Origin of the sequence: Trinickia sp. (assembly GCF_036503415.1) — a bacterium.
Lineage (GTDB): Bacteria > Pseudomonadota > Gammaproteobacteria > Burkholderiales > Burkholderiaceae > Trinickia.
The window spans coordinates 26,439-48,585 of the sequence record NZ_DASXWY010000061.1; the positions used below are offsets into that span (position 1 = coordinate 26,439).

The window sequence follows — 22,147 nt, forward strand, 5'->3', positions numbered from 1 at the left end:
GCGCCCCGCGCGGCGCGAGGACGCACCGAATAATCGCTTAACCCTGCGTCAGGCTCTTCGCGTTCTTCGGACCGGCTTCTTCGAGCTGATCCTTGGCCGCGTCGTTGTTGAGCGCGTTTTCCATTTGCGTGGCCGCGTCTTGCAGCGCGATCGAGCTAGCCGTGCTGGCCGACATTTCAGCGATGGTCGAAGCGTTTTGACCAACCGTTGCGCCGGACGAGAAAGCGGACGTATTGATTGCCATTTGTAGTACTCCCAATCATCAAGGTTGGGCCCATGATGGGCCAGAGTAATGCCGCGGCCTGGTGGACACGGTTACAACGATTCATTGAATTGGCTTGCTTATAAGTACCGCTCTCACGCTTGACGCATCGTTTTTGCAAAACAGTCGATTGGCTTCGGCGTCAGGAGATATTTTGCTACTGCTGCCGATTTTTAACCTGTATTAGAACGAATTTTATGAGGCGTCGGCGAACTCTCTTAAATGTCTATTCATGTGTTTGGCATTCAATTTCGATCAGGCTCTAATCCATAAATAATTCCCATCCGCGAGATGGCGAAACATTTCGTCATCGGAAAGCAGGATGTTTTCCCGCCAATAACGGCCATGCTCGACATAATGTTCGATCATCTCGACGAGCCATTGCCCGTCCGAATTCGCTTCGAGCACCCCACGGACGACGAGGATGACGCCGCCCGTCTCGGCTTCCACGCCGAGCTGGGCCTGGTCCTGCGCATAGACGGAAAGATTCGCTTCGAGCAGCAGCCGGAACACACGCAACGTGCGTCCGCCCGAGACAATGCCGAATTGAAAATTCACGTAGATGGCAGCCGGGTCTTCCTCGTAGAAGTCGATGGCGATGTCGAAATCGTCGATGCTGATCACGCCGCGCTCGATGGCGCGATCGGCATCGCCGATGCCGCGTAAATCGCATAACTCGCGGATCAACTGATTTCGGCGTTCGAGGCTCATGAGCAGGAGTCTTCGGAACGAAAAGGGGGTGCGCCCCGCGCGGCACGAAGGCGCACCTCGGATTACGCTTAACCTTGCGTCAGGCTCTTCGCGTTCTTCGGACCGGCTTCTTCGAGCTGATCCTTGGCCGCGTCGTTGTTGAGCGCGTTTTCCATTTGCGTCGCCGCGTCTTGCAACGCGATCGAGCTGGCCGTGCTGGCCGACATTTCGGCGATGGTCGAAGCGTTTTGACCAACCGTTGCGCCGGACGAGAAAGCAGACGTATTGATAGCCATTTTAAGCACTCCTAACGATCAGAAAAAACCCATTACAGGGCGATGGTGTTGCCGCGACCGGATGGACGCGGATACTGCGGATTCGTACTTTCGTACGGGGAACGACTAATGCAATGCGGTACTGGCCTGACAGGTCACGATGGAGATTCGATCGTGTTGCGGCACAATTGCGCCGCGGCATTCAGGCCGTCCGCGATGGTCGTCGCGGATTGCCGAAGCATCGGATCGGCCAGCTTGAGCGCTTGCGACGCGATTTCGGTCGCGAGGCGTTCGAGCCCGCGCGCCGCTTCGCCGAGCTTTTGCCGCTGTTGCGGGGGCTGGTCGGCCAGCGTCTTCACGCTGTCGATCGCATCGATCATTTCGGGGGTCACGGTGTCATACATGATCGTCCTCAGTTCAGTGGATGCGCGGCTGCGCGTGAATCGATGAATTGCTTGGTGCCGTCGCCGGCCTCGACGTATTGGAGATCGTCGACGGCGAGCAGCGACTCGACCGAGCTCGGCATCGCCATGCGGTCATCGGGCGTGAGCTCCTGCGCCACACGCGTGACCATCGGCTGCAGGTCGGCGCTCAGTTGCGCGAGCGTCGTGCGCACTGCGCGCGTGTCTTTCGCCACGCCGGACACACCGAATTCGCGGTGGCCCAGGTAGTGCACTTGCAAAGCCGGGTCGTGCAGCGACTCCTGCAGGTCGCGCTCGATCTGGTCGACACAGCCGAGGTGCCATATGATGCGGCCCGGCGCCATCGTTTCGAGCGTCGTTCGCACGAGTGCCTCGCTCCCGGTGTCGGGTACTACGCCGACGACATCGAAGCGCCCGCCTTGCTGCGTGACGGCGACGTCGGGCTCATGGAGCCGATCGAGCGCACGCTGAAGCTGTTCGAGACCGGCCTGCGGTGCCATGGCGCGTTGCGGCTCGGTCGGTCCCCCGAGGCCCGCCAAGGCGCCGGTGCGAGGGTGGAGCACGGCAGGCAAAGCGATGCCGGCACCGCCGATCGCGAGAACCGCGACGCCCGCAATCCCCAGCGCATGCAGCGTCTTGCGATTCTTCGGCGAGGCAGGCGGTGCGGCGGGCACGACCTCGTCGACGTGCACGGGTTCCGGTTCCTCCACGGGCGCGATAGCGGGCGCCAGCAGCGTTTCGAGCAACTCGATGTCGCTGGGCCAGGGCGCATCGGCGTCTCCAGCGCAGAGCACGACGTTGCCGAAGCGGTGCGGTTTGAAGTCCTCGAGCACGATGGGCTCGCCATGACCGTCCGCGTCGGCGATCGTGAGGCTTGCGTCGTCGTGTTGGCTCAATTGCATGGTGGGCTGATCCCAATCGCTGATCTGAATTTCCGCTTCGCCATCGTTGCCGATGCCTGTGTGCGTTGAGGTCAACTTTATGCGGGCTCCTGCGTGGCGCCCGGTGAGCAGACGAATTTCCTTGGTCATGAACGAACTCCTTTTTGTTGCGTTGCGCGTCGCGCGTATGCGTTCAAACGTAGGATCTGCGCCGCTCGATCAGCGAGGTGATCTTCGCGACCGCCAGCGCGCGCTCCGTATCGGTGCGCGTGCGTTCGAGATTGAGCAGCATCAGCGGCAATAGCTGATTGATCGACTCCTGTTGCGTCGGCGCCCGTTTCGTCGGGGTGCCCACAGCCGCGACGAGCCGCTCCTTGATCAGCGCCAGCGTTGCCGAGGCGCGTGCCGCGGTGCCGGGTACGGCCAAAAAGTCGCGCATCACAGCGAGTACGCGATAAGTCGAGCTCATCGTGGCGCCGGACTCGCCTTGCGCCCGGCGTGCTTCGAGCAGTGCCGATTCCGCGGCATCGAAAGCCGCGATTGCCTGCTCGGGATGCTCCGTGGTGCGAAAGAAACGCTTGCCGGAACCCGTGCGTTTGAGCCGGGAGGATGCGGCGCTGCCGTTTTCGTCGCCGCCCTCGCGCGTATCGGCGTCCGATTCGCCACGCTCGCCGCCGTGTCGCTCGGCGACGCGCATGACGAGGTCCGCCTCTTTTTGCAGATGCTCGGTGAGCATCATCAGCAGCTCTTCGCTGGCGCCGGATTCGTCGATACCGTCCTGTGAATCGGCGCCGCGCTTACGCTTGGACCGCGAGCGAGCGCCGCTCTTCTGCGCTTGATGAACCTGATGCTTGTGGTGATGATGGCCTTGCGGGCCAAACGGTCCCTGCGGGTTTTGCGACGATGCCCCGTCATCGGCGGGCGCCGGGATCGGGCCGATGCCTCGGATATGAATGCTCATGGGAAGACGCTCCGCATGACGGATTGCGCGAAGTGCATGACGGCCGATGCACCCCAGGGTGCCGCCACGATGATGACCACGGTGACGATCAGAAATTTGAAGCCATGGGAGATCGTGGAGTCTTGCAGCGAGGTCACCGCCTGCAAGAACGCGATGACGAGGCCCGCGACGGCCGCCACGCCGACGGCGGGCAGCGAGACGAGCAGGCACAACGTCAGCGCATCGGTGGTCAGGCGCGTGATTGCGTCGGCATCCATGCTTCACTCCTTCACTTGTACGTCGAGATGAGGCCGTGAATCAACGTCGACCATCCATCCATCGACACGAACAGCAGCAGCTTGAACGGAATCGCCACGTTGGTCGGCGTCACTTGCGAGAGTCCGAGTGCCATCAGGAGGTTCGCCACGATCAGATCGATGACGACGAACGCGAGGTAGAGCAGGAAACCGATTTTGAATGCCGAGGTCAGCTCGGTCAGCGTGAACGCCGGGGCCAGCACGACGAGATCGTCCGGCTTGAGACTTGCGACCTTATCCGCCGGCCAGATCTGCTGCGCCGAGCGCATGAAAAACGCCTTCTCGCGTTCATCGGTATGTTTGAGCAGGAATTGGCGGAACGGCTCGCGGGCAGCATCGAAAATCGGCATCACCTGGCTCGTCGCCGTCTGGTCGCTCGAAAGCTCAGCGCGATGCACGGCCTCCATGCCCACGGGCGCCATGATGAAGCAGGTCACGATCATGGCGATGCCGTTGAGCACAGTGCTCGGCGGCACTTGCTGTACGCCGAGCGCGTTGCGCAGCAAACCGAGCACCACGACGATCTTCGTGTAGGACGTGACCACCATTGCTGCGAACGGCAGCAGGCCGAAGGCGAGCAGCGCGACGAGCAGCGAGGCGACGTCAAGATTGCCGTTCATCGCTGGCCGCCATGCGGTTGATCTGCACGCCGAGGTTGTCACCGACTGCGACGAGCTTGCCGAACGCGAGCGTCTGACCGTACGAAACGAGTCGGACCGCGGAATCGGCGAGCGGCAGCGGAAGGTCGAGCACGTAGCCGGGCTGCAGCGAACCGAGCTGGGCGACGCTCAGATTGACGCTGAGCAGCTCGACATGAACCGGCAGCTCGATCGATCCGACCGGGACGAGCGGCTCGCTCGATGGATCGATCGATGCGCCCGCGAGCGGATCGAAATCGTCGGGTTGGGCGGCGGTGGCAAGGGTCACGGGGGTCTCCAGAGTAACGGTATGCGGATCGACGCGCACGCCGGCCCGCAGTTGGCGGCCGCGAGGGGCGCCCACGCGTAGCGAGGCTTGTTCTATGGCGCCGCCTTCGATGTAGGGGTGGCCCGGTTGCCAGCCGAGCAGCACGTCGTGGCGTCGCAGCGACGCGAGCGTCGCCGGCGAGCACAGGCGGCTGCGCAGCCGAATGGCCGTCGGCACCACGATGTCGTTGACGGTATCGTGCGGCACCTGCGCGCCCGGGCGCGCCCAAGCGCGTTCGTAATCGTCCGCAAGAGCAGCGGGGAGGTCGACGACGGCGAGCTTGACGTGGCCGCCGCCCGCATCGACCGAGAGCTGAAGCCCATGCACGTCGGCGGCATGCGCGCCCAACGCGATCGATTTGACCGACGGCGTGATGCCGTCGCCGGCATCGAGGCGCGCGAGCCACTCGGAGAGCCACATATTGGCCAGTGCGCTCGCCCGCTTGGGTTCGCTATCGAGCGCAATGCTGAGGAGTGCGGAATGTTCTGCAGCGTCGGCGACGACCGAAATCGGCCCATGCATGCTATCGAGCGTGACCGTCAGCGGCGCTTCGAACGCACTCGCTTCGAACCCGCGTACGCGCAGCCCGAGCTGAGCCGCCGGATGCGCCGAATGGCTGAGCGCGAGCGCGCGAGTCAGCTGAGCGAGCGCGCTCGTGTAGCGGGGTAGCTTGCCTTCGAGCAATGTCGGCAGGGCGTCGTTCATGGTCTGCTGGATATCCTCGTGGCGCAGGTGCGTTTCGGGCGTATGTCACGCGGCGAGCTCGACTTCGATGTGGCGGCCCAGGGCGTCGCTCAATCGGGTGCGCAAGGCGTCGGCGTTATCTGAGATTAATTGCGTCGAGCGCGCACTCGACGTTTCAAAGCGAATACCGATGGACGACGGCGAAAGTTGCAGATGCAACAGCGTATCGGGCAGCACCGCGGGATTCATCGGCAGCGTGACGGCCCACGATGCGTCGTCCGACGCACCGGACATCGAGCAAAAGCGCGTGATGCGATCGGCCAGCTCACGGGTGAAGAGCTCGCCATGCGCGGCCGTGGCGCACGCATGCACGATCTGCTTGCCGAGCGCGGCATCGTGTTCGGGCGGTTCGGGTTTTTGCGCTTCGCGCTGAGCCGTGGATCGCAAGCCCGACAAGGCGCCGCCGCGCGACGTGTCCTGTTTCGGCTGGTCGTGGGGGGCCGAAGCTGGAACGGATGGCGGTTGCTGTTCGCGCGGCTCGGCCGATACGATGGTGGCTGCTCCCTGATCGGTCGAAGACGATGCTTGAGCATCGGATTCGTCGACCGACGCCCCGTCCCCTGCCGCAGCGTTCGCCGATAGCGGCTGTCCTTGCGCCTGGCTTGCCAGTAGGCGGAAGATCTGTACCGCGGTCGCGCTCGGGGACGGCGAGGGTGGCGATATCGCACTTCCGGCGGCCGCACCCGCGGGCACGATGCGAATATCCTGGGGTTGGCGTACGCGCTCGCTCATGACGGCTCCCGAATCAGAAAGTCAGGCGCCCGACCGGCGTCAGATGCGCGTCCGATCCGAGCTCTTGGAACGAGTAGACGTGCAACCAGGGCAGCCGCTGCTCGATCATCCGCCGCACGTAACGGCGAATGTCCATCGCCGCGATGACGGCCAGATGCTTGACGGGCTCGGCGCCGCAGATGCCTTCGAGATTGCGCAGCAGCGTATCGACGATGGCAGGCTCGAGTGCGAGAAAGTTGCCGGCCGGTGTCGGCTTGATGGCCTGGCGTATGGTCTGCTCGACTTCCGGGTCCAGTACGATCGCGGGCAATTCACCGGTGCCGCCCGTCGCCCGGTGGGCGATGAAGCGGCCCAGATCGCCGCGTACGTATTCGGTCACCATCAGCAGGTCCTTTTCCTTGGGGCCCCAGATGACGAGGCTTTCGAGGATCGCGCGCATGTTGCGAATCGGCACCTGCTCTTCCAGCATGCGGCGCAGGACCTCGGCGATCCGCTGAGCCGGCAGCGCCTTTTGCACTTCGGCCACGAGGCCCGGATAGTCGGTGCCTGCGCGCTCGAGTAGCCACTGCGTTTCCTGCAGGCCGATGAAAAGCTTTGCGTCGGAGCCGAGGCGCGCGACCGCATGACCGGCAATCAACGCTTCGCGGCTCACCACGTCGCGGCTCAACTCAGCGGGCAGGCGGGCAGTGTCGATCCAATAGCTCTCGTCGAGCCCGGCGACATCGCGGCGCGCTTCGAATGCGTCGCGCAACGCATCGGGTACGCTGCGCACCACGCTCAGATTCGGCGGAAGGTCGAGCGGAACCGAGGGCACGTCCTGCACGAGCAGCTGATAGCAGTGATCGGGCAAGGCGTCGTCCACCCAGAGCGCCGTGCGGGGAAACGGCAGGCCGAGGTCGGCGGTCAATGCGCGGCGCCCCTGTTCGAACGCTTCGTCGAGCTTGGCCGCATCGATGAGGGCGGCGAGTTTCGGCGAGAATCGAATCGCCAACGGCACCGCGAACGCCGGTGCTTTCGCCGAAATCGTGGGCGCGTTTTCCTTCGATCCTTCGCGCGTGAGCGCGGGCAGCTCGGGGCCGGCCGGCTCGTTATCCTTGCGTTGCTTGCGACGCAGCGCGAACGCCGCAGCCGCCAGCGCAGCCGCGAGCACGACGAACAGCATCGACGGAAAGCCGGGCACGAGCGCAAAGCCGCATAGCAGCGCCGCGGCGCTGAACAGGGCGCGCGCATTGCCCGAAAGCTGCTCGAGAATCTCCGCGCCGAGCGAGCGCGGCTTGCTGTCTTCGTCGGCCACCCGCGTGATGAGCACGCCGGCCGCGACCGAAATGAGCAACGACGGGATCTGCGAGACCATCGCATCGCCGATCGACAGCACGGAAAAACGGTTCGCCGCTTCGCCGGCCGACATGCCGTGATAGCTGACGCCAATGACGATGCCCGCGAGAATATTGACCATCGTGATGACGAGACCCGCGATCGCATCGCCCTTGACGAACTTCATCGCGCCGTCCATCCCCCCATGGAGCTGACTTTCGATCGCGAGCAGCGCGCGGCGCTTTTGCGCCTGCTCGGCGCTCAGGTTGCCGGCCCGCACGTCGGCGTCGATGCTCATCTGCTTGCCCGGCATGCCGTCGAGCGTGAAGCGCGCGCCGACCTCCGCGACCCGCTCCGAGCCTTTTGCGATCACGATGAACTGCACCGTCGTGATGATCAGAAAGACGACGAGACCCACGACGAGATTGCCCCCGACGACGAGCTCGCCGAAGCTTTCGATGATGTGACCGGCTTCGGCGTTCAGCAGAATCGACTTGGTCGAGGCGATGTTCAGCGACAGGCGAAAGAGCGTCGTGAACAGCAGCAGCGACGGAAAGGCCGACAGGGACGTCGCCTTCGGGATGTACATCGTCACCATCAGCAGCACGACGCTCGTCGTAATGTTTATCCCGAGGAGCGTATCGATCAGAAACGTCGGCAGAGGCAGGATCATCAGCGCGACGACAGCGACGATGACGCCGGCGATGCCGACCTCCCCGCTGTATTGCGACACGCTCGACATGGTGGCGTTCTTGGTCATGACGGTAAGCCTCGATGGGGTTGAGCTTGCGGATTCGGCGCGTCCGGCGGTGCGTTCGGTGCATCGCCGCGCCTTGCCGCAGCCATGTCTTCGACCCAGGCCAGTACCGCGGCAACGGCCTTGAAGCACGATTCGGGAATCGCATCGTCGAGCGGCACCAGATACAGCGCCCGGGCGAGCGGCGGATTGCCGACGATCGGCACGCCGTGACGCTCGGCCATCCGTCGAATCTCGAGCGCATCGGCGTCGACGCCTTTCGCGACGATGCGCGGCAGCTCGTACTCCGAGGGCATGTAACGCACGGCGACGGCGTAGTGCGTGGGGTTCACGATGACGGCTTGCGCGCCGGCCACGGCCTTCTCGGGATTGCCTTCCACGATTTCCTTGGCCACTTGCTTGCGCTTACCTTTCAAATGCGGGTCGCCTTCCGAATCCTTGTGCTCGCGCTTGACCTCGTCCTTGCTCATGCGGTGATCGCGAATGAAGAGCCATTTTTGAATGCCGTAATCGGCTACGCCGAGCACGAGATAGAGCACGCCGCCCACCGCGAACAGCCGGCATAGCGCCGACCACGAAATTTCGATGAGGTCGAGCACGGGTTCATAGGCCACGCCGACGATCAGCGGCACCAGGCCCATCATCGTCTTGTAGAGCGCCGCGGCCAGCACGGCCGCCTTGACGAGCATCTTCGCGAGATCGATCAACGAACGCAGCGAAAACATCCGCTTGAGGCCCGAGGCCGGGTTGATCGCATTGAACTTCGGCTCGAGCGGTTTGAACGAGATCGCAAAACCCACCTGCGACGCGACGGCGACCACCGCGGCCACCATCGCGACCCATACCGGTATCGACAGCAGCAGCGCCTCGATGCCGATGCGGCCCATGGCCCGCCGCAAATCCGCATCCGTGCCGCTCGCGAACCGCATATCGAGCGCGAAGCCCAGCAGGGCTCGCAGATGTTGGCCCATGACCGGTCCCGCCAACGACAGCCCGAGCGCTGCGGCGATCAACAGCATCGAAAACGACAGATCGGCGCTCTTGACCGTTTCGCCATCGCGACGCGCGTCCCGAAGCTTCTTGTCTGTCGGCTCTTCGGTTTTCTCGTCGGACATCGGCTGACGCTTCGTATGCGCGCGGTGAGTGGGAATGGTCGAAGTCTCGCGTAGCGTGCGTTCGGGCGGCGACACCTGCGACGAAACCGCGCGTCGGCCGGCGAAATCCACGTGGGCCGTGCCGCTGGCGCGCTCCGGGTTCGCTGGCGGGCCACGGAATTCGCTGTCTGTGTCAAGGGCGCCGGTTCGGCCCGGATACGTTACGGACGTCGGCGGCGCAGCTTCCGATGAGGGCGGCACGGCTGTCGCCCTGATTGACGAATCTGAACTTCGCGAGGTGTAACGATGAATCTCACGACATGCAGCAATCGCCTGGTGTCCGCACTGGTCGAGTTGTTGACCTGGGCGGCACGCAAGGGGCACTTGGACGAGGCGGACCGCCTGCTGGCGGCGCTACACCTGATGCGTCCGAACTTCGTCGAGCTCAATGCGTACGATGCATGGCTCCTGATTCGGCGCAATCGCATGGAAGACGCGGCGCAACTGCTGCGGCAGCTCGAGGGCCGCGAGCTGCAGCCGCCGTTCGGTCCCTACGTCACGGCGCTGTTGGCCGTGTGCCTCTCGTCGCTCGGCGATTCGGGCTGGCGGATCTATGCCAACCAGGTGCTCACGCGCGACGAGGACGCCGAATCGGTCGGCCTCATGAACCTGCTGATGGGCAAGCGCGAGAAAACCGAACGCGACGACACGCAGACGGCAAGCAAAACCGAGGCGGCCGATCTGCTTCGACAAGCGATGTCGTTCAGCTACATGCGCGCCTGAGGAGACAGCTCATGACTTCCGCAATTGCAGCCATTGCCCCGCCGCCGTCCGTTTCGTTTGCCGAGCCTGCCGGCGGCGTGACCGGCGCCGCGCAAGCCGCGATGGGCGCGCAGGCCCCAGCCGGCCTCGGAGACCGCTTTCGCGACGCGCTCGCGCAGGCGCGGCTCGTGCCCGAGCAGGGTGCGCACATACAAGGCCCGTCGATGGTATCCGAGGCCGTCACCGCACAAGACGAGGCCTTCGGTGCCCTGACGGAAAAGATCGACGCGTTCGAGGCGTCGAGCGGCTCGATGTCGATGCAGCAAGTCGAGGCCCAATCGCTTCAGATTCAGCACGAAATCACCGAGCAAATGGTGAAGATCTACACAGGTACGGCGGTCGCGCAAGGCGGCAAGAGCACTGTGCAAACACTGATGAAGAATCAATGACGGGAGAGCGCGATGCGCCGTGTTCCAACTCTAGTGCGCGCGCTGGCGATTGCGGCGCTGGCTGCCGCATTGTTGGCAGGATGCAGCAAGCAGTTGTATGCGCAGCTGTCCGAGCCGGATGCCAACGATTTGATGCGCGTGTTGATCGAGGCTGGTATCGATGCGAGCAAATCGTCGCCCGATGGAGGCAAGAGCTGGACGGTATCGGTCGATGGCGCGGACTTCGCGCGTTCGACCGAGGTGCTGCGAGCACACGGTTTGCCGCATCAGAAATACACGTCGCTGGGCGACCTGTTCAAGAAGGACGGCCTGATTTCCACGCCGACCGAAGAGCGCGTGCGCTTCATTTACGGCGTGTCGCAGCAACTGTCGGAGACGCTCTCGCGCGTCGACGGCGTGGCGTTCGCTCAGGTGCAGATCGTCTTGCCGAATAACGATCCGCTGTCCAGTACCGTGAAACCTTCGTCGGCCGCTGTATTCATCAAGTATCAGTCCGGCACCGATGTGCAGGCGCTCGTGCCGAGCATCAAGAATCTGGTCGTTCACAGCGTCGAGGGACTGTCCTACGACAATGTCAGTGTCACGCTGGTGCAGGCCTCCGAGCCGCAATCGAGCAACTCGGCGGGCGGAAGTGCGGCGGGCGGACTGCCTGTCGTCTGGACCGTCGGCGCGGCCGTGCTCGGTGCGCTCGCGAGTGCGCTCGCTTTCGGCGCGTTCTTTCTGCCGAAAGCACTGAAAAACGGGGCGCCCGCGCGCTGGCTTCAGCGCGTCAAGGGTAAGGTCCGGAAGCCTGCGGCCGCATCATGAGCAGTGCCGATCATCCGCTCATCCGCATGCTGGCCGGCTTCGAGGCGAGGGTGCTGGACTTGACCTCGGCGCTCGCGCAAACGTCAACGGCCGGCGACGCGAGTGAGCCGCGAACATCGGAGCCGCGCGCAATGGCGCTGAGGATCGCGGCCTGCCGGCACCTTTGGTTTGCCGAGCCCGTGCCGCTCGACGCATTCCTGCAGCCGGGCAACCGCATCGCGATTCTGGCGCCCGCAGCGCTGCGCCGTGTACTGGCGGCACGCGCGCTGATCCGTTGCCAGGACGGCATTCGCCGTTGCATCGACCGCGATCGGCGGCGCGCGCTCGCGCTTGCGCTCGGTGATGAAGCACTTGCACAGCTGCAGGATCGGCCAGCGGCGATGGCGAGCGCCGACCCGTTGCCCGACGATCTGGCACCCGACATCCTGGCAGAGCGCGGCTGGCAAATGATCTCGGGCGAGGGGGCGTGCGGCAACGCAACGCTCGGCAATATCGTCGAGTTGAGCCTCGCCCGCGTCGCGGGAGGCGAGCGCTGGCAACGGATGCTGCGCCCCGGCGCCGACCGGACAGCCAGGGCGGGCGTGGCGAGCCGGGCGAGTGCTGCGAAGCCGCCCGCGGGCGAGAGCGACACGAGCCGATTCTTTTCCATGGCAGGCGATTTGTTCCCGGAGTTTCAATGGTTATTTGGTTGAAAGCACAACCGAAAGTGCTCGCCTTCGATACCGATGTCGTGCGCGCGGACGAGCTTGCACGCGTGACCGAATTGAACGACGCGCTGGGAGCACTTGACGAAGTCGTGCATGCGACGATGCGCGAGGCCACGGAACACGCGCGCGAGCTCATCGAAGCGGCCCGTCGCGAAGCCGACGCCTTCGTCGAGGCGGCGCGACGCAAGTTCGACAACAGCTCGCGGCTCGGCTATGCGGCCGGCCATCGGCGCGCGCTGGCCGAGGCGCACGCGCGGCTCGCGGCGCGCGCCCGTAGCGAGCATGAGGAGCTGCAGTCGTCGTCCGATCGCCTCGCGCGCCTCGTGATGAAAGCGGTCGAGCAAGTGGTCGCCGAGACGGACCGCGACGCGTTGATGCGGCGCGTCGCGCTTGCCGTGGCACGATCGATCGACGACGCGACGCATCTGACGGTGAGCGTTGCGCCTGCCGATGCCGAGAGTGCGAAGCGGCTGTTCGGCGAGCTTGCCCGCGGCGCTTCGCCGCCGCTCAATCTCGAGGTCATCGTCGACGACGACATGGACGAGGGCACCTGTGTCTGCGAATGGGACTACGGCGTCGTCGAGTCGAGTCTGCGCGCGCAGTTGGCAAGTCTCGAACGCGCGCTGGCCAACGGTGCTGCCTTGACCGCCGCAAAAGCGCCGCCGGCCGGCGGCGCGCTCGATGACGACTGGCAGTTCGATACTCCGCACGGGACTCGTGACCCCCATGACGCAGCGGGCCGGCTCGAATCGCGCGACGACGCGGCGCGTGCCAACCGCCACGACCGGTTCGAGGGCCCCGACGCCAACGGGGCGAGGATATGAGTACGATCGCCCACCTCGCCGATCGCCTCGAGACGGCGCTAGGCGCGAGCGCTTCGTTCGAACGGTACGGCAAGGTACTGGAGGCCGTCGGTACGTTGATCAAGGTGGGCGGGATCGATGCCCAGCTCGGCGAATTGTGCGAACTCTGGCGGCCCGACGGCACATTGATGCAGCGGGCGGAAGTCGTCGGTATCGGACGGCAACATGCGTTGCTTGCACCGTTCGACAGCATGACGGGCGTGTCGCGCAGCACGCGTGTGACGGGCCGCGGCGAGCCGCTGTCGGTTCCCGTGGGGCCCGGCTTGCTCGGGCGCGTGCTCGACGGGCTCGGCGAACCGGCGGACGGGCTCGGGCCCGTGCTCGCGCAGTGCCGCGTGCCCGTCTATGCCCCGGCGCCCGATCCGCTCGAGCGGCGCATGATCGAGACGCAACTCGGCACCGGCGTGCGGGTCATCGACGGGCTCATGGCTCTCGGCGAAGGGCAACGCATGGGCATCTTCGCGGCGGCCGGGGTCGGCAAGAGTACGTTGCTCGGCATGCTCGCACGCGGTACCGATTGCGACGTCAACGTAATCGTGCTGATCGGCGAGCGGGGGCGGGAAGTCCGCGAGTTCATCGAGTTGATCCTCGGCGAGGAGGGCATGGCGCGCAGCGTCGTGGTGTGCGCCACGTCCGACCGATCGTCGATCGAGCGCGCGAAGGCCGCGCACGTCGGCACGGCCATCGCCGAATACTTTCGCGACCGCGGGCAGCGCGTCTTGCTGATGATGGATTCGCTCACGCGATTTGCGCGCGCGCAGCGCGAGATCGGTCTGTCCGCTGGCGAGCCGCCGACGCGGCGCGGGTTTCCGCCCTCGGTATTCGCCGAACTGCCGCGCTTGCTCGAACGCGCGGGCATGGGACGGGAGGGCTCGATCACGGCGCTCTATACCGTGCTGGCCGACGACGAGGAGGGGGGCGACCCGGTCAGCGAGGAAGTGCGGGGCATTCTGGACGGGCATCTGATCCTCTCGCGCAAGATCGCCGCGCGCAATCGCTACCCCGCGATCGACGTGTTGGGCAGCCTGAGCCGCGTCATGCCGCAAATCGCTTCGCCCGAGCATTGCGCGGGAGCGTCGCGCGTGCGTCGTCTGATGGCCAAGTACGACGAGATCGAGATGCTGCTGCAGATCGGCGAGTACAAGAGCGGCAGCGATCCGCTCGCCGACGAGGCCATCGCGATGCACGACGACATCGAAGGGTTCGTGCGTCAGCGCACGGATGAACTGGCCGATCTGAACGAGACCCGCGATCTGCTCAGCGGCTTCGGACAGGCGTAGGACGCCCACATGCGCCGATCATGACCCAGGCCGCCTTGCATGTCTGGAAAATCGTGGTGGCCGCGAAGACCAGCGCCAAGGAAAGGCTCGAGCAAGAGCTGGCCGATGCGCGTCGCCATCGCGAGGAGCTCATCGAAGCCACGGAGCAGGCCAACGAGGTGTTCGAGGGAGCGCAGTCCCGACGGCTCGCGCACGAAGAACGGATTGCTCAGTTACTCAGCAGTCCCGACGGATTGTCGCCGCTGGCCTATCTCGATCACGACCGCTATCGCGAGCCGCTTGGACAGGCGGTGGACGAGGCGCGCACCGCACTCACGCGCGCGATCGAGGCGGCCGAGGCGCAGCAGCAAGCCGTCGAGCAGCTCGGCATTGCCGTGCGGCGTGCGGATGCGTCGCTCGAGGCCGCGCGCGAGCAATTGAAGAAGGCGATTGCGGCGGCCGAGCGCCGTGTCGAGGAACGCAACGACGAAGAAGCGGGCGAAACCGCGGCCGCCCGTATGCACCGAGGAGCCTAGGATGGTCGATGGATTGCACGTAGGGCGTGCGCTTGCCGATTTGTTCGGCGAATACGAAGGTTTTTTCATGACGCTGGCGATCAGCGCCGCCCGGATCGCGGTGGCGTTCCAGATCTTCCCGCCCACGAGCGGCGACATGCTGCCCGGTACCGCACGCAACGGCATCATCTATGTGCTGGCGTTTTTCGTGGCCGCCGCGCAACCGGAACATTATTTCGATACGGTCAATTCCGCGCAGCTGCTGATGATTTCGCTGAAGGAAATGTTTCTGGGCGCGGTGCTGGGCTACGCCGCCTCGACGGTGTTCTTCATCGCGCAGTGCGTCGGCACGCTGATCGACGACCTGGCCGGCTACAACAGCGTCCAGATGAACAACCCGCTGCGCGGCGATCAGAGCACGCCGGTCTCGAATACGCTTTTGCAAATGGCCGTTGCGCTGTTCTATGTGGGCGGCGGGATGACATTTTTGCTGGGCGCGATGTTCGAATCGTTCAAATGGTGGCCGCTCGTTTCGTTGACGCCATCGATGACCGATGTCGCGCAAAGCTTCATCATCGCGCGCACCGATTCGATCATGTCCGCCACCGTCAAGCTTGGCACGCCCATCATGCTCGCGCTGATATTGGTCGATCTTTCGATCGGCATACTGGCGCGTGCGGCGGAAAAGCTCGAACCCTCGGCGCTGAGCCAACCGATGCGCGGTGCGATCGGTTTGTTGATGCTGATTTTCCTGGTGGGAGTGTTCGCGCAGCAGGTATTGGGTTCGCTGCGACTCGACGAGTTCGGGCGCGAAGCGGCCGCGCTCGCGGCGCCGGGTGCGGGCCATGGAACGCGATGAGCATCGCGATCTAAAACATCGGAATTTCTTATGCGAGGGATTGTTTTTTCTGATTGAGAATTGTTGTGTACTGCGCTGAGATTGTTGAGATTGCGCGGAACAGCTCTCGCTAATATCAATGTCAGCACTGCATCGACTCAACGGTTTCGCGAGCGATGCGGTGCGCGGCCTAACGCCCGATCGGCCGTGGAAATTCGGGCGAACACAGCGAGTGTCGAGCAATGTATCCGACCGTCTATCTGGCATTGTTGTCCGCGTTGAAATTTCGCAAAAGTCTGCCCCGCTATTGCGCCGCCACCCTCGACGGGGACTTCGCGCGCGCCTATTGCGCGGTGGACGACGCGGCCGATTTGAGCGAGCGCGTGCATTCCCAGGCACGTAACCGCAGCAATGAGGAACTGACGGCATTGGCCGACGTATCGCTCGTGCTGGGCAATTGGGAGGAAGCCGAAGACTATTACCGCCGCGCGCAAAAGATGGTTTGGAAAAACGACGATCAGCTGCGCGTGCAGTCTTGCCGAAACACGGGTTGGCTCTCGCTGCTGCACGGCCGCCTGAGCGTCGCGCAGCGCAGCTTCGCCCGTATGGCTTCGGAGGCCGAGGCGCATGCTGAACAGCGTATCGAGGCCCATATCGGCATGGCGCTTTCGCATCATCAACTGGCCCAGCAGCAGGCCGCCGACGATGCGCTCCTCGAGGCCGCCGAAATTGCCGACCATCTCGATGAACCACGCTTTCGCCTGATCGTCGAGCTGCTTTCCCGGGAGTTCGATGTACGCCTGAAGATCCGCGCTTCGCGCGCGCTCGACGACAATGCCTTTTGGCAATCGGCATTGACGACGGTATCGCTGGCGGCCGGAGGTCGCGCGCAGATCGAGCCGGCCTGCGTCGTGGCGGCCAGCCCCGCGCTGTTGTCGCTGCGCCTGGAGGAGCTTCACTGCATGGAGCGCCTCGCGCAGGGAGACCGCGGCACGCCCGCATCGTTGCTCAATGCGCGCTTGAATCGGGGCGTCACGAATGCTCAACTGACCTTCCGTGGATGTCTCGACACCGCGCTGGCGGCATTGGCGGGCGGCCTCGACGACATCGCCGCGCAAATCATGGACAACCTGCCGGCAATCGGCGACCAGCCGCGGCGCGACTTCGACTACCTCTACTGCATGGCGAAAGTCGCCACGCAACGCGGCGATTTCGTACGCGCGCTGAAGTTCTACTCGCAGTACACGACCGAAGCGCTGCGTTGCCTGCGCAATGAAGCCGCGACCGTGCGCAGCGCGACGACGGCACGTCCGCGCGCCGCGGCCGCCACGATCAACGACGACGTCTCCGCCCGGCTGCCCGCCAAATATCGGCGCGCCTATCGATACATCATCGAAAACATCGACCGCGAGGATCTGACCACACGCGAGGTCGCGGCGGAGATGAACGTCACGATGCGCACGATTCAGCTCGTGTTCAAACGCGCGCTCGGCGTGACCCCGTGCGGGCTGATCCGGTCGCTGCGCATGGAAGGCATTCGCGAGGCGCTGCTCGATGAAAACGGTCCGGCACCGTCGATCTACGACACGGCGGCGCGGTGGGGGCTCAAGAGCCGCTCGACGCTGGCGAAGGGGTATCGCCGGCACTTCAACGAGTCGCCTTCCGAGACGATCGTCACCCACACGCGCTGAAGCCCTTATCCGCCTGGAACGCAAAAACGATGAATATGCCCGGACGCAAGCTGCGCCTGAAAGCGCTCGTCTTCGCGATGCTGATCGGCGCGGGGGTCGCCAGCCCTGACGCATCGGCAAGAGCGATTCCTTGGAAGTCGAACCATTTCCAGTACGTGGCCGACCACAAGGACATCAAGGAGGTCCTGCGCGATCTCGGTGCGAGCGAGAACGTCATGACCTGGATTTCCCCGCACGTGGACGGTGTCGTCACGGGGCGGTTCGACGAGACGCCGCAGCGCTTTCTCGACCGATTGTCCGATTCGTTCGGCTTTGTCTGGTACTACGATGGCTCCGTGTTGCGCGTGTCGGGGCCGAACGAGGCGCGCAGCGCCACGATCGGGCTCGTCCACGCGACGACGAGCGATCTGCGCGGCGCGTTGTCGAGGCTCGGTATCACCGATCCGCGCTTTCCCGTGCTCTACGACGATGCGATGCGCACGGCCGTTGTTTCGGGGCCGCCGCGCCTCGTCGAGCTCGTGACCGATGTCGCCCGTCTGATCGATCATGACGTTGCGCGCAGCGATGCGCCGGAAGTGCGCTCGTTCAGACTGCACTATGCCTGGGCCACCGATCGCACGTTGACGATCAACGGGCAGCCTGTCGTCGTGGCCGGTGTCGCGTCGACCTTGCGCAGTCTCTATCCGGACAGCCCCGGTGCGCGAGCCGCCGACACCACGGCGGCGCCTGGAGACGATGCCTATCGGCTGCGCGATATCGGTGGCTCGGGCGCCAATCCGAACCCTGGCTACGGCGCGGGCGACCGTTCGTTCCCCCCCATGGCCAACATGTTCGGCGGCAACGGCTCGGCGCGCACGGCGATCAACCCGCCGCTGCCCGCGAACATGCGCGGTACTGACGCGAACACCGTCGTATCTCCGCTTCCCAACGATCCCGGTCCGACGAGTACCGATTCGTCGTCGAGCGCCGGTCATTCCGACGAACCGATCATCCGAGCCGACGCGCGCAACAACGCGATTCTCGTGCGCGCTCGCGCCGATGCGATGCCGGCGCTCGAAAAGCTCATCACTTCGCTCGATCGCCGGCCCGGCGTGCTCGAAATCGACGCGAGCATCATCGAGATCACCGAGACGGGGTTGAAGGAACTCGGGGTCGATTGGCGCCTGCACTCGGGTCATGTCGACATCGAGACCGGCAACGGCCAGAACACGCAGACCGGTTTCCCGGGTTCGGTCAATCCGCAAGGATTCCCCGCGCCGGGCAGTCCCGGCACCATCGGGTCGCTGACCACGGCCGCAACGGGCGCCGCGGTGGCCGCGACGCCGGTGGGCGGCGTGTTGACGGCCGTCATCGGCGGTACCGGGCGGTATCTGCTGAGCCGCATCAGCGCGCTGGAGCAAACGGACAACGCCCATATCACAGCCAGCCCGAAGGTGGCCACGCTGGACAATATGGAAGCGATCATGGACAACAAGCAGACGTTTTACGTGCCGGTCCAGGGCTTCGAATCGGGGAGTCTCTTCAGCGTATCGGCCGGCGTGGCGCTGCGGGTGTTGCCGAGCATCGTCTCGGATCAGGGCAAGCCGCAGATCCGGCTCGACGTGCACATCGAAGACGGCAATCTGACAGGACAGAGTGTGGGGAATCTACCTGTCGTGAGCAAGAGCACGATCGATACGCAGGCGTTGATCGATCAGGGGCAAAGCCTGCTCATCGCCGGCTATACCGTCAACCAGGACGATCGCAGCGAATCGGGCGTGCCCGTGCTATCGAAGATTCCCGTGATCGGGAGCCTCTTTCGCTTCAAGCATCATCAGGGGCAGAAGTTTCAACGGCTGTTTCTGCTCACGCCGCGCGTCGTATCGGCCTCGCCCGACGATGCCGCGCCGTGCGATGCGGGATGCGAGCCGACGGCTTCCGTCGGCCATCCGATGACGTCCGTCGGTCAGCCGACGACACCTTCGTGGCAGCCTGGCCCACCTTTAGGACTGCCAACGAGATAAGACCGAAGCGCTGGGAGGAAAACGCAAGTCGGCGCAAGGGACCGGGCGGTGAGCCGGTCCCTTTGTCGTTGCAGGGGCGAAACGCCATCGATAAAAAAGGACCGGCGGGCCGGTCCTTTGCACTGCTCGAAGCGGGGAGGGCTAACGAGCGCCGCTCATGCGTCGCCAGTCAGCATCGCCCGACGCTTCTTCGCATCGTCGCGCCGCGTCATGCCGGCCTGCAGCAGGAACATCTCGAGCATTTCCTGGCCGTTGTCGCCGGCCTGGCCGCCGTTGGCCTGATTGGCCGTGTTGCTGGAGGCGTTCTGCGCGTTATCGGCACGACGCTGCTCTTTTTCCTCCTTGGTTTCGCGTCCCCCGGCAGGGCTTTCGTTGCGTTGCGCGGAACTGCCGCCGCCGCGGCCCGTCATCGCGCTCAGACGTTCGCTGAATTTCATCTTGGACGATCCGCCCGCGCCGCCTTCGAACGAAGTATGCGAGCGCTTGCCGCCCATCGAGAATCCGCCGCTGCCGGCGATGCCGAGTGCTGCGCCCGCCGCGACGCCGGCATAGGCCGAGCCCGAGCCGGAGCCCGAAGCGCCTTCGGGCATGACCTTCGACTCCAGCGAGCCGAGCTTGTCCTGCACCTGGTTGCCGATCTCCATTTCGGAGACGTTCTTGACGACACCTTTCACCGTTTGCGCGACATTGCCATGCAGCGCACCGCCGATAGCCTCGTCGAGCTGTTGGCTGCCGATGTGCGCATTGACCAGCACTTGCGTGCCGACGGCGGCCATCGCCCCTTCGGGCGTCAGATCGGAGGCGACTTCCATCGCATCCATGCCTGCCTTGCCGAGGTCCCCGAACGCGGTGCCCCAATGACCATGCACCGCATCCTTGCCGGCCTGAACGGTATCCTTGATCATGCCTTCGGTACCGTTGACCACCTCGGCACCGACCTGATCGACGCTCGATTTCACATCGTTCTTGACGGTGTCGTAGCCTTTCTCGACCTTGCCCATCGCGTGGTCCATGCCCTTGCTCAAATGCATGTTGGCGAGCGAATCGACGGTGGCTTGGCCCACGGCGGTACTGGCGTCGGCTACCGTATTGAAGCCGTCCTGCGCGGTCTTCACGGTATCGTCGAGCGCCTTCTGCCAATGCCCGTGAATGACATCGCCGCCGGTCTTCGCGAGGTCCTTGCCGACCGTGCTGACGTCTTTCCCGAGTTGCTGGCCGACCATCCCGACGCCGGTCTTGATGCCTTCGCCCACTTTCTGCATGCCTTTTTCGGCCTTGCCCATCACGTGGTCCATCTTCTTGCTCAGGTGCATGTGAGCGAGCGAATCGACGGTGGCCTGTTCGCCGGCCGTGCCGGCGTCGTAAGCGGTCTTGGCGAGGTCCTGCGTGGCCTGCATCGCTTGATTCAAGGCCTTTTGAATGTGGCCGTGAATCATGTCGTCCGCTGCCGCCAGCGTGTGCTCGGCGACATGCGCGAAGTCTTTGCCGATGGTCTTGCCCACGTCCTCCGCGCCCTTGACCACGCCTTCGCCGACTTTGGCGATGTCTTTACCTGCCGTTTCGAGCCCGTGGCCGACGTCTTTCGCGACGTTCTTGATGTCGTGCCCCAGATGCTCGAAGCCGTGCTTGATTTTCGAAAAAATGCTCATGGCAAATCCTTTCGAACGGTGCCTGTGAAATGTGAAAAGCCGGCGTTGCGCCGGCCTCTTCCGCGGGGATCAGATGCCGCTCGCGCCCGACGCCTTTTGCTGCTGCATGATCTGCTGCAACATCTGGATGATTTCGCCGAGCATTTGCACTTCCTGGTTCGTCCCGCCGCCGTTTCCGTTTCCGTTTCCGTTGCCGCCCGATTGGCTGCCTTGCGATTGCAGTTGCTGGAGCATCTGCGTGATTTCGGCAAGCATCGATTCGATCGATTGCGGCTGGTTGCCCCCGCCTGCGTCCGAGGGTCCGCCCGCATCGGAGGGTCCGCCTGCATCGGAAGGACCGCCCGCATCGGAAGGACCGCCGGCACCGGAGGGACCGCCCGCACCGGAGGGACCGCCCGAGCCGCCGCCCGCGCTCGACGGACCGCCGCCGCCGCCACCACCACCGCCACCCGCGCCGCCGGCTCCATCGATCATCTGTTTCAGCATGCTCAGGATTTCGCTGAGGATCTGCATCATCTGGTCGTTGTTCTGACCGTTGCCCGACTGGCCGTTTTGCGATTCGAGCTGTTGCAGCATCGAGAGAATCTGCTGAAGCATCGAGTCGATCGACGACGACTGGCCACCGTTCGTGGCATCCGAGGGGCCGCCCGCATCCGACGGGCCGCCTGCGCCCGAGGGTCCTCCGCCTGCGCCCGAGGGTCCGCCGCCTCCGCCCGCGGGGCCGCCAGCACCGGACGGTGCATCGCCGCCTCCCGTACCGGGTGACGAGTTGCCGCCGCCGCCCTTCGTATCCATGCCGGTTTGCGCGTTCTGCTTTTGAATGGCCTGCTGGAGCAGGTCCTCGATCATCTGCAGCACTTCCGCGAGGATTTGTTCGAGTTGCTGAACCTTGTTGCCGCCCGAGCCCGTCGGGCTGGAGAAATCGAGTGAATTGATGCCCGAGCCGAATGAATTATCGATCGATACGCTCATGAGTCACCTCGTCGTCATGAATGGTGGATGCGCACTGCCTGCCGGCAATGCGGGGTGTTTCGCCGCGCGACGAAGCGCCCACCCGGGTTCCGGCTCGGAACGCAAGGGCACGGCGCATCGCTCGGAATCGACGATACCCGGCGGCCGGCCGTCCGCTTGCGGATAGCGGCGAACTCCACTGGACCTCGGCGAAACGAACTGAACGAACGTGGCCCGATACACGTGCAGCGATGAAGCA

The 22,147-nt window shown here is 64.4% G+C and carries 24 protein-coding genes; 10 read left to right on the forward strand and 14 right to left on the reverse strand.

Annotation, left to right across the window (positions count from 1 at the left end):
* Positions 1-37 precede the first annotated feature (37 nt).
* The 12 genes from VGL01_RS08690 to sctU form a co-directional block, all read right to left on the reverse strand.
* Positions 38-244 (reverse strand): hypothetical protein, encoded by a 207-nt coding sequence (locus tag VGL01_RS08690; protein WP_173256253.1) that lies wholly within the window; start codon positions 242-244, stop codon positions 38-40.
* Positions 245-517: 273 nt separating this feature from the next.
* On the reverse strand, positions 518-973 hold the full coding sequence (locus VGL01_RS08695; RefSeq protein ID WP_173256254.1) for a CesT family type III secretion system chaperone: 456 nt from the start codon (positions 971-973) through the stop codon (positions 518-520).
* Positions 974-1,041: 68 nt separating this feature from the next.
* On the reverse strand, positions 1,042-1,248 hold the full coding sequence (locus tag VGL01_RS08700) for a hypothetical protein (protein WP_173256253.1): 207 nt from the start codon (positions 1,246-1,248) through the stop codon (positions 1,042-1,044).
* A gap of 134 nt (positions 1,249-1,382) precedes the next feature.
* Complete coding sequence (locus VGL01_RS08705) at positions 1,383-1,631, reverse strand: hypothetical protein (RefSeq protein WP_331568453.1); 249 nt, start codon at positions 1,629-1,631, stop codon at positions 1,383-1,385.
* An 8-nt stretch (positions 1,632-1,639) separates the two neighbouring features.
* Positions 1,640-2,680 (reverse strand): HrpD5 family protein, encoded by a 1,041-nt coding sequence (gene hrpD5, locus VGL01_RS08710; protein ID WP_331568454.1) that lies wholly within the window; start codon positions 2,678-2,680, stop codon positions 1,640-1,642.
* 43 nt (positions 2,681-2,723) lie between these two features.
* Positions 2,724-3,491, reverse strand: a complete 768-nt coding sequence (locus tag VGL01_RS08715; RefSeq protein ID WP_331568455.1) for a hypothetical protein — start codon at positions 3,489-3,491, stop codon at positions 2,724-2,726.
* Positions 3,488-3,748, reverse strand: coding sequence for a type III secretion system export apparatus subunit SctS (gene sctS, locus VGL01_RS08720; RefSeq protein ID WP_331568456.1), 261 nt, complete (start codon positions 3,746-3,748; stop codon positions 3,488-3,490). Before sctS ends, VGL01_RS08715 begins: the two co-directional genes overlap by 4 nt.
* 11 nt (positions 3,749-3,759) lie before the next feature.
* Positions 3,760-4,407, reverse strand: a complete 648-nt coding sequence (gene sctR / locus VGL01_RS08725) for a type III secretion system export apparatus subunit SctR (RefSeq protein WP_331568457.1) — start codon at positions 4,405-4,407, stop codon at positions 3,760-3,762.
* Entirely contained in the window at positions 4,391-5,458 is a 1,068-nt protein-coding gene (sctQ, locus tag VGL01_RS08730) for a type III secretion system cytoplasmic ring protein SctQ (RefSeq protein ID WP_331568458.1), read from the reverse strand. Before sctQ ends, sctR begins: the two co-directional genes overlap by 17 nt.
* Before the next feature lie 45 nt (positions 5,459-5,503).
* Positions 5,504-6,229 carry a type III secretion system protein SctP gene (gene sctP, locus VGL01_RS08735; protein ID WP_331568459.1) on the reverse strand — a complete coding sequence of 242 codons (726 nt, stop codon included), beginning with the start codon at positions 6,227-6,229 and terminating at the stop codon, positions 5,504-5,506.
* A gap of 13 nt (positions 6,230-6,242) precedes the next feature.
* Positions 6,243-8,303 carry a type III secretion system export apparatus subunit SctV gene (sctV, locus tag VGL01_RS08740; RefSeq protein ID WP_331568460.1) on the reverse strand — a complete coding sequence of 687 codons (2,061 nt, stop codon included), beginning with the start codon at positions 8,301-8,303 and terminating at the stop codon, positions 6,243-6,245.
* Entirely contained in the window at positions 8,300-9,415 is a 1,116-nt protein-coding gene (gene sctU, locus VGL01_RS08745) for a type III secretion system export apparatus subunit SctU (RefSeq protein WP_331568461.1), read from the reverse strand. The genes sctV and sctU overlap by 4 nt, the downstream gene beginning before the upstream one ends.
* Before the next feature lie 285 nt (positions 9,416-9,700).
* Here sctU and VGL01_RS08750 point away from each other — a divergent pair, with 285 nt between their 5' ends.
* The 10 genes from VGL01_RS08750 (at position 9,701) to sctC (ending at position 19,288) form a co-directional block, all read left to right on the forward strand.
* Positions 9,701-10,177 (forward strand): HrpB1 family type III secretion system apparatus protein, encoded by a 477-nt coding sequence (locus VGL01_RS08750; RefSeq protein ID WP_331568462.1) that lies wholly within the window; start codon positions 9,701-9,703, stop codon positions 10,175-10,177.
* 11 nt (positions 10,178-10,188) lie between these two features.
* Positions 10,189-10,605, forward strand: a complete 417-nt coding sequence (locus VGL01_RS08755; RefSeq protein ID WP_331568463.1) for a hypothetical protein — start codon at positions 10,189-10,191, stop codon at positions 10,603-10,605.
* Positions 10,606-10,617: 12 nt separating this feature from the next.
* Positions 10,618-11,412 carry a type III secretion system inner membrane ring lipoprotein SctJ gene (sctJ, locus tag VGL01_RS08760; protein WP_331568464.1) on the forward strand — a complete coding sequence of 265 codons (795 nt, stop codon included), beginning with the start codon at positions 10,618-10,620 and terminating at the stop codon, positions 11,410-11,412.
* Positions 11,409-12,104 carry a type III secretion protein HrpB4 gene (locus tag VGL01_RS08765; protein ID WP_331568465.1) on the forward strand — a complete coding sequence of 232 codons (696 nt, stop codon included), beginning with the start codon at positions 11,409-11,411 and terminating at the stop codon, positions 12,102-12,104. Before sctJ ends, VGL01_RS08765 begins: the two co-directional genes overlap by 4 nt.
* Positions 12,089-12,943 (forward strand): type III secretion system stator protein SctL, encoded by an 855-nt coding sequence (gene sctL / locus VGL01_RS08770; protein WP_331568466.1) that lies wholly within the window; start codon positions 12,089-12,091, stop codon positions 12,941-12,943. The genes VGL01_RS08765 and sctL overlap by 16 nt, the downstream gene beginning before the upstream one ends.
* Entirely contained in the window at positions 12,940-14,262 is a 1,323-nt protein-coding gene (locus VGL01_RS08775) for a FliI/YscN family ATPase (protein WP_331568467.1), read from the forward strand. The genes sctL and VGL01_RS08775 overlap by 4 nt, the downstream gene beginning before the upstream one ends.
* A gap of 20 nt (positions 14,263-14,282) precedes the next feature.
* The gene (locus VGL01_RS08780) at positions 14,283-14,777 is read left to right on the forward strand and encodes a hypothetical protein (RefSeq protein ID WP_331568468.1); all 495 of its coding nucleotides are present in this window, start codon (positions 14,283-14,285) and stop codon (positions 14,775-14,777) included.
* A gap of 1 nt (position 14,778) precedes the next feature.
* Positions 14,779-15,615, forward strand: a complete 837-nt coding sequence (gene sctT, locus VGL01_RS08785) for a type III secretion system export apparatus subunit SctT (RefSeq protein ID WP_331568469.1) — start codon at positions 14,779-14,781, stop codon at positions 15,613-15,615.
* 221 nt (positions 15,616-15,836) lie between these two features.
* Positions 15,837-17,285, forward strand: coding sequence for a helix-turn-helix transcriptional regulator (locus VGL01_RS08790; protein WP_331568470.1), 1,449 nt, complete (start codon positions 15,837-15,839; stop codon positions 17,283-17,285).
* A gap of 29 nt (positions 17,286-17,314) precedes the next feature.
* The gene (sctC, locus tag VGL01_RS08795) at positions 17,315-19,288 is read left to right on the forward strand and encodes a type III secretion system outer membrane ring subunit SctC (RefSeq protein ID WP_331568471.1); all 1,974 of its coding nucleotides are present in this window, start codon (positions 17,315-17,317) and stop codon (positions 19,286-19,288) included.
* A gap of 155 nt (positions 19,289-19,443) precedes the next feature.
* Here the strand turns inward: sctC and VGL01_RS08800 are convergent, their stop codons facing one another.
* Complete coding sequence (locus VGL01_RS08800; RefSeq protein ID WP_331568472.1) at positions 19,444-20,937, reverse strand: hypothetical protein; 1,494 nt, start codon at positions 20,935-20,937, stop codon at positions 19,444-19,446.
* Between the two features lie 69 nt (positions 20,938-21,006).
* Complete coding sequence (locus tag VGL01_RS08805; RefSeq protein WP_331568473.1) at positions 21,007-21,909, reverse strand: hypothetical protein; 903 nt, start codon at positions 21,907-21,909, stop codon at positions 21,007-21,009.
* Between the last annotated feature and the right edge of the window lie 238 nt (positions 21,910-22,147).